This is a genomic window from Natronospirillum sp., from assembly GCF_022565775.1.
Classification (GTDB): Bacteria; Pseudomonadota; Gammaproteobacteria; order Pseudomonadales; family Natronospirillaceae; genus Natronospirillum.
Genome location: NZ_JAIUMC010000127.1, coordinates 1 through 6,548, shown reverse-complemented (window position 1 = coordinate 6,548; position 6,548 = coordinate 1). Strand labels below are relative to the sequence as shown.

At 58.5% G+C, this 6,548-nt stretch carries 5 protein-coding genes; all 5 read left to right on the top strand.

The features are described 5' to 3' along the window. Window positions 1–183: 183 nt before the first annotated feature. Genes LAT62_RS15375 through LAT62_RS15355 form a run of 5 tightly spaced genes read left to right on the top strand, consistent with a single transcriptional unit; the run spans window position 184 to window position 6,229 of the window. Window positions 184–711, top strand: a complete 528-nt coding sequence (locus LAT62_RS15375) for a formate dehydrogenase subunit gamma (protein ID WP_367120571.1) — start codon at window positions 184–186, stop codon at window positions 709–711. Next, on the top strand, window positions 708–2,279 hold the full coding sequence (locus tag LAT62_RS15370) for an NADH-quinone oxidoreductase subunit NuoF (RefSeq protein WP_293385937.1): 1,572 nt from the start codon (window positions 708–710) through the stop codon (window positions 2,277–2,279). The genes LAT62_RS15375 and LAT62_RS15370 overlap by 4 nt, the downstream gene beginning before the upstream one ends. After that, window positions 2,272–5,157 (top strand): formate dehydrogenase subunit alpha, encoded by a 2,886-nt coding sequence (fdhF, locus tag LAT62_RS15365; RefSeq protein WP_293385935.1) that lies wholly within the window; start codon window positions 2,272–2,274, stop codon window positions 5,155–5,157. The genes LAT62_RS15370 and fdhF overlap by 8 nt, the downstream gene beginning before the upstream one ends. Further along, complete coding sequence (gene fdhD, locus LAT62_RS15360) at window positions 5,154–5,996, top strand: formate dehydrogenase accessory sulfurtransferase FdhD (protein ID WP_293385933.1); 843 nt, start codon at window positions 5,154–5,156, stop codon at window positions 5,994–5,996. Before fdhF ends, fdhD begins: the two co-directional genes overlap by 4 nt. Beyond that, on the top strand, window positions 5,993–6,229 hold the full coding sequence (locus LAT62_RS15355; protein ID WP_293385931.1) for a formate dehydrogenase subunit delta: 237 nt from the start codon (window positions 5,993–5,995) through the stop codon (window positions 6,227–6,229). The genes fdhD and LAT62_RS15355 overlap by 4 nt, the downstream gene beginning before the upstream one ends. Window positions 6,230–6,548 lie beyond the last annotated feature (319 nt).

Below are 6,548 nucleotides of genomic sequence, written 5' to 3'. Positions count from 1 at the left end.
AAAAACCTGCCAAAGCAGTGCTTTGGCTCGCTTCGCGACCGGTTTTTACCCTGCTACGTCGATGGTGATATCGACGCTCCAGTGTTGGGTTGCCACCTATGATCTATAGGTCATATTTATCGAGTGTGGTAAGGGTGATAAACTTCCCGAAGACCTTTTTTAACCAACAAAACATTAATAATTATGAATGGTAGTGCATATATGACGAGTCCGTCCAGTGATCTTCATCCGAATGGCCCTTCGCCAGAGGCCATTGCTGACCTTATTGAGCCATTGGCGGAGTTGCCTGGCGCTATGCTGCCTGTTCTGCATGCCATTCAGGATACCTGTGGTTATGTGCCAAAAACGGCGATAGGCGTGATCGCAAAGCGATTGCAGGTCACCAAAGCAGAGGTGCATGGGGTCATCAGTTTCTACCATCATTTTCGCACTCAGCCCCCCGGCCAGCAGGTGATTCAGGTGTGCCGAGCTGAGGCCTGTCAGGCCGTTGGTGGCCGCGCTCTGGAAGATCATGCTCAGCAGGCCTTGAACCTGGGCTACCATCAGACCAGCCTGACCGGTGAGTTTACTCTGGAGCCGGTTTACTGCCTGGGCAATTGCGCCTGTGGCCCCAGCATTCGTATTGGGGGTCGTATTCACGGCAGGGTCACGCCAGAGCGCTTCAATGCGCTGATCGATGCCCTTCAAACCCGACCCGTGGAGGTGCAGTGATGATCAAGGTCTATGTACCCTGCGACACAACGGCGCTCTCACTCGGGGCGGATGAGGTGGCTCAGTTGTTAATGGCCGAGGCTGAGCGTCTTGGGAAAACCATCGAGCTGATTCGAAACGGTTCGCGCGGCCTGTTCTGGCTGGAGCCTCTGGTCGAGGTGGATGCGGGGACAGGGCGTTTTGCCTATGGCCCGGTGACGCCCGAGGCTGTGCCCGAACTGGTTGAAGCAGGCCTGTTCGACGCACGCCAGACGCATGACCTGGCGCTTGGCGATATTGAGCAGCACCCCTATCTGAAGCAACAACAACGCCTGACGTTCAGTCGCATTGGCCTTACCAACCCGCTGTCCATCGAAGACTACCGTCAGCACGGTGGCTGGCAGGGGCTCGAAAAAGCGCTGCAGCTGGAAGCTCAGGGCATCGTCGATGAGGTCAAAAACTCCGGTTTGCGTGGCCGAGGCGGAGCCGCCTTCCCGACCGGCATCAAGTGGCAAACCGTATTGGATGCCCCGGCGGATCAGAAATACATCGTCTGCAATGCCGATGAAGGCGATTCCGGCACCTTTGCCGATCGGCTGGTGATGGAATGCGATCCCTATCTGTTGATTGAAGGCATGATTATCGCGGGCCTGGCAGTGGGCGCAACTCAGGGCTATGTCTATTTGCGCTCGGAGTACCCGGTCGCCCATCGCATCTTTCAGCAGGCGCTGGCCCATGCCTATAGCACTGGCTACCTGGGTGACAACCTTCGCGGCAGTGGCCGGAGCTTTGATCTGGAGGTGCGTCTGGGCGCTGGTGCTTATATCTGTGGTGAGGAAACCTCTCTGCTGGAAAGCCTGGAAGGCAAACGCGGTCAGGTTCGGCCCAAACCGCCTCTGCCGGCTATTGAAGGTTTGTTTGGTAAACCGACGGTGGTCAACAACGTGCTTTCTCTGGCGGCCGTGCCCTTTATTCTGCAGCATGGCGCCAAGGCTTATGCCGATTGCGGCATGGGCCGATCCCGTGGCACCCTGGCCTTGCAACTGGCGGGCAATGTGAAGCAGGGCGGCCTGGTCGAACGTGCTTTCGGGTTGACGCTGCGCGAGCTGATCGAAGACTTTGGTGGCGGTACTGTGAGCGGCCGGCCACTCAAGGCGGTTCAGGCGGGTGGCCCTCTTGGCACCTACCTGCCTGCCAGTCAGTGGGAGACGCCCATCGATTACGAAGCCTTTGCCGAACTCGGTGCGGTAGTCGGGCATGGCGGCGTCGTGCTCTTTGACGACAGTGTTGACCTCGGTGAGCAGGCCCGTTTTGCCATGGAGTTTTGCACCATCGAATCCTGCGGTAAATGCACGCCCTGTCGTATCGGTTCGGTACGGGGTGTCGAAGTGATCGACCGCATTCGTGCGGGTACCCAGCCTGAGCAAAACCTCGAACTGTTGGCCGAGTTGTGCGACACCATGGTCGACGGCTCTCTTTGTGCAATGGGCGGTATGACGCCCTTTCCGGTGCAAAGTGTGATGAAGCATTTCCCGGAAGACCTGCAACCCAGAACCTCTGAAAAGAGTGGGGAGACGACCCATGCTTGAACATTTTGATCCGGCCCGCGCGCCCCGGCCCGACTGGTCCATTGATTACGGTACGCCGGCAGCCCAGAGCGATACCCAGGTCACGCTGAGCATCGATGGCTTTGATGTCACCGTGCCCGAAGGCACCTCGGTATTGCGTGCAGCGGCCACCATTGGCATTCAGATCCCCAAGCTCTGCGCCAGTGATAACCTCGAAGCCTTCGGTTCCTGCCGACTCTGCGCGGTACAGATCGAAGGCCGACGCGGTACGCCAGCCAGCTGCACGACCCCGGTGGCCGACGGTATGGCCGTTACCACTCAGAACGACAAGCTGGCACGCCTGCGTCGCAACATCATGGAACTGTACATCTCCGACCACCCGCTGGATTGTCTGACCTGCCCGGCCAATGGCGATTGCGAACTTCAGGACATGGCTGGTGCCGTGGGCCTGCGTGAGGTGCGTTATGGTTTTGACGGCGAGAATCATCTGGACGCAGAAACCGATGCCTCCAACCCCTATTTCAGTTTCGACCCGAGCAAGTGCATTGTCTGTTCACGCTGCGTGCGCGCTTGCGAAGAAGTGCAGGGCACCTTTGCGCTGACCATTGAAGGGCGCGGTTTCGACTCCAAAGTCAGCGCCAGCGATGACCAGCCCTTTATGGACAGTGAGTGTGTCTCCTGCGGTGCCTGTGTTCAGGCCTGCCCGACCTCCACCCTGATGGAAAAATCCGTTATAGAAATAGGCCAGCCGGAGCACAGCATTGTGACCACCTGTGCCTATTGCGGGGTCGGCTGTTCGTTCAAGGCCGAGATGAAGGGCGATCAGTTGATTCGCATGGTGCCGTACAAGGGGGGTGATGCCAACCATGGTCACTCCTGTGTGAAAGGGCGCTTTGCCTTTGGTTATGCCACCCACAAGGATCGCATTCGCGAACCGATGATCCGGGATCACATCGACGAGCCCTGGCGTGCCGTGAGTTGGGAAGAGGCCGTCAACTTTGCCGCCACTCGCCTCAAGTCCATTCAGGCGCAATACGGTCGTGACAGCATTGGCGGCATTACCTCCTCGCGTTGCACCAACGAAGAAACCTACCTGGTGCAGAAGCTGATTCGGGCCGCCTTTGGCAACAACAATACCGATACCTGTGCCCGTGTCTGCCACTCACCGACGGGCTTTGGCCTGAAAACCACCCTGGGTGAATCCGCCGGGACCCAGACCTTTGATTCGGTCATGCATTCCGATGTGATCATCGTCATAGGTGCCAACCCGACCGATGCGCACCCGGTCTTTGCGTCCCAGATGCGTCGTCGGCTGCGTCAGGGTGCGAAACTCATTGTGGCCGACCCGCGTCGCATCGATCTGTTGAGCACCCCTCATGGTGGCGAAGGCATTCATTTGCCACTGCGCCCGGGCACCAATGTAGCGCTGATCAATGCCCTGGCCCATGTGGTGATTACCGAAGGGCTGGAAGAAGCCGCCTTTATCGAGGCGCGTTGTGCAACCGACGCTTATCAGCAATGGCGAGACTTTATTCAGCAGGAACACCACTCGCCAGAAGCCATGGAGGCGGTGACCGGTGTACCAGCAGAGCGTGTGCGCAAGGCGGCCAGGCTTTATGCCGAAGCCGGTAATGGCGCCATTTATTACGGCCTTGGCGTCACCGAGCACAGCCAGGGGTCAACCATGGTCATGGGCATCGCCAACCTGGCTCTGGCGACCGGTAATATCGGTCGGGAAGGGGTCGGGGTAAACCCCTTGCGTGGTCAGAACAATGTGCAGGGCAGTTGCGATATGGGCTCCTTCCCGCACGAATTGCCGGGCTATCAGCATGTGGCCGATGCCACGGTGCGTGGCCGTTTCGAACAAGCCTGGGGCGTCGAGCTGGACAGCGAGCCAGGCTTGCGAATACCCAACATGTTCGATTCCGCCCTGGCGGGCCGGTTCAAGGCGATGTACGTCCAGGGTGAAGACATCGCCCAGTCCGACCCCAATACCCAGCACGTTGAAGCCGCCTTGCGGGCTCTGGATTGCCTGATCGTTCAGGACATCTTCCTGAACGAGACTGCCAAGTTTGCCCATGTGTTGTTGCCGGGCTCAACCTTCCTCGAGAAGAACGGCACCTTTACCAACGCCGAACGCCGCATCAATCGGGTCCGCAAGGTCATGCCGCCTCTGGCCGGCAAGGAAGACTGGGAAGTCACGCAGATGCTGGCCAATGCTCTGGGCTACCCCATGGATTACAGCCACCCGTCCGAAATCATGGACGAGATCGCCACCCTGGCACCCACCTTTACCGGCGTCAGTTACGCCAAGCTGGAAGCTGAAGGCAGTATTCAGTGGCCCTGCAATGAGGCGCATCCGCTGGGAACCCCCATCATGCACGTCGAGGACTTCCCCATCGGCAAGGGGCAGTTTGCCATTACCCGCTATGTGGCGACGGAAGAGCGCACCAACCGCCGCTTCCCCTTGTTGCTGACGACAGGCCGGATACTTAGCCAGTATAACGTCGGTGCACAGACTCGACGTACCGACAACCAGCACTGGCATGACGAAGATCGGCTCGACCTTCACCCTGAGGATGCGGAACTGCGTGGCATCAAGGAAAACGATTGGGTCGGCATCAGCAGCCGAGCCGGGCAAACGGTGCTGCGTGCTCGCTTGACCGATCGCATGCCGCCAGGGGTGGTCTATACCACCTTCCATCACCCAGGCAGCGGCGCCAACGTCATCACCACCGAGAATTCGGACTGGGCCACCAACTGCCCCGAGTACAAGGTGACGGCGGTGCAGGTAGAAAAGGTCAGCCAGCCTTCGCAGTGGCAGCAGCAGTTCAAGGATTTTGATCAGCGCCAGAAGCGGTATCTGACCGAGGCCGACCGGGTGGATGCGATCAAATGAAGCAACCTTCCGTTGTAGCGGTTGAGTCTGCGCCCGAGCAGCCGGTGTCCAGTTCGCATCGTCTGACCGAGTGGCACCGGGGGCAAACTCGAGTAAGGGAGGATTGGCTGGCGGAAGAATGGCCAGTGGCTCTGGTCTACAACGGTATTTCTCATGTGGTGATGATGGTTACTCCGGTCGACCTGGAAGACTTCGCGCTGGGTTTCAGCCTGACCGAGGGTATCTTGCATGATGCCAGCGAGTTGCACGATTGCCGCCTGGTGGCGCAGGACAATGGCCTGGAATTGCAACTGCAGATCAGCGCGCGGCGTTTCGCCGAGTTGAAGCAGCAGCGGCGAAACCTGACCGGCAGAACCGGCTGCGGTTTGTGTGGGGCTGAGTCACTGTCGCAGGCGGTGCGGCCGGTAACGGCTTTGCCTTACCGGGCAGCGCCAACCGATGCGGCCATTCAGTTGGCCGTGCAACAGTTGGCAGACTACCAACCCTTGCAAGGGCAGACGGGCGCCTGTCATGGCGCGGCCTGGTGCGATGCGGCAGGGAACATTCTGGTCGCGCGTGAGGATGTGGGCCGGCACAATGCGCTGGACAAGTTGATTGGTCACTGGCTGGGGCAGGGGCGGCGTTTTGAGGAAGGTTTCGTGCTGATTTCCAGCCGAGGAAGTGTAGAGATGGTGCAAAAATGTGCTCATATTGGCATTTCCAGCCTGGTAGCAGTATCCGCCCCCACTGCTTTGGCAGTAAACTATGCGTCAAACGCGAATATGAACCTGGTTGGCTTTGCCAGACCAGGGCGTCATCAGTTGTACCATTCATCGTTTCAGATCGAGAAGTCATCATGAGTTATCAAAACGACCCCCAGTTACAGAGTTTGATCCGCATGGCCAATCAGATATCCGTGAACCTGGCCAGAGACGACGACGAGCAATCCGCCACCCTGATTGCTAATCACTTGAAGAAGTTCTGGGCGAAGAGCATGAAGGAGCAGTTCATTGCTTATGCTCAGGAGGATGGCCAGGACTTGAGTGCGCTGGCGAGAATGGCGGCAGAGCGTTTGAGTGAGATCAAGGCTTGAGACTCTGGAGTGTTGAAGTCCCCATCAACATGGTGCGCGTGAGCGCACTGGTTTTTGCGGCTTGGCTGGCAGGCTGGCGCCTGCTGCGTCGATGAGGACATCGACGCAGCAACTACTGGTGAGGCTCCAACAACTGGAGTGTCGATATCACCATCGACACGGCGTGCGTTAGCGCGCTTGGTTGAAGCAAACGTGCCTGTCAGTCTCTCGAAAATGACTTCCCTGTTAGCCGTGCCAGCCCCGGTGTGCCGGACCAGCCATCCTTGTGCGGTCGTAAAAACCTGCCAAAGCAGTGCTTTGGCTCGCTTCGCGACCGGTT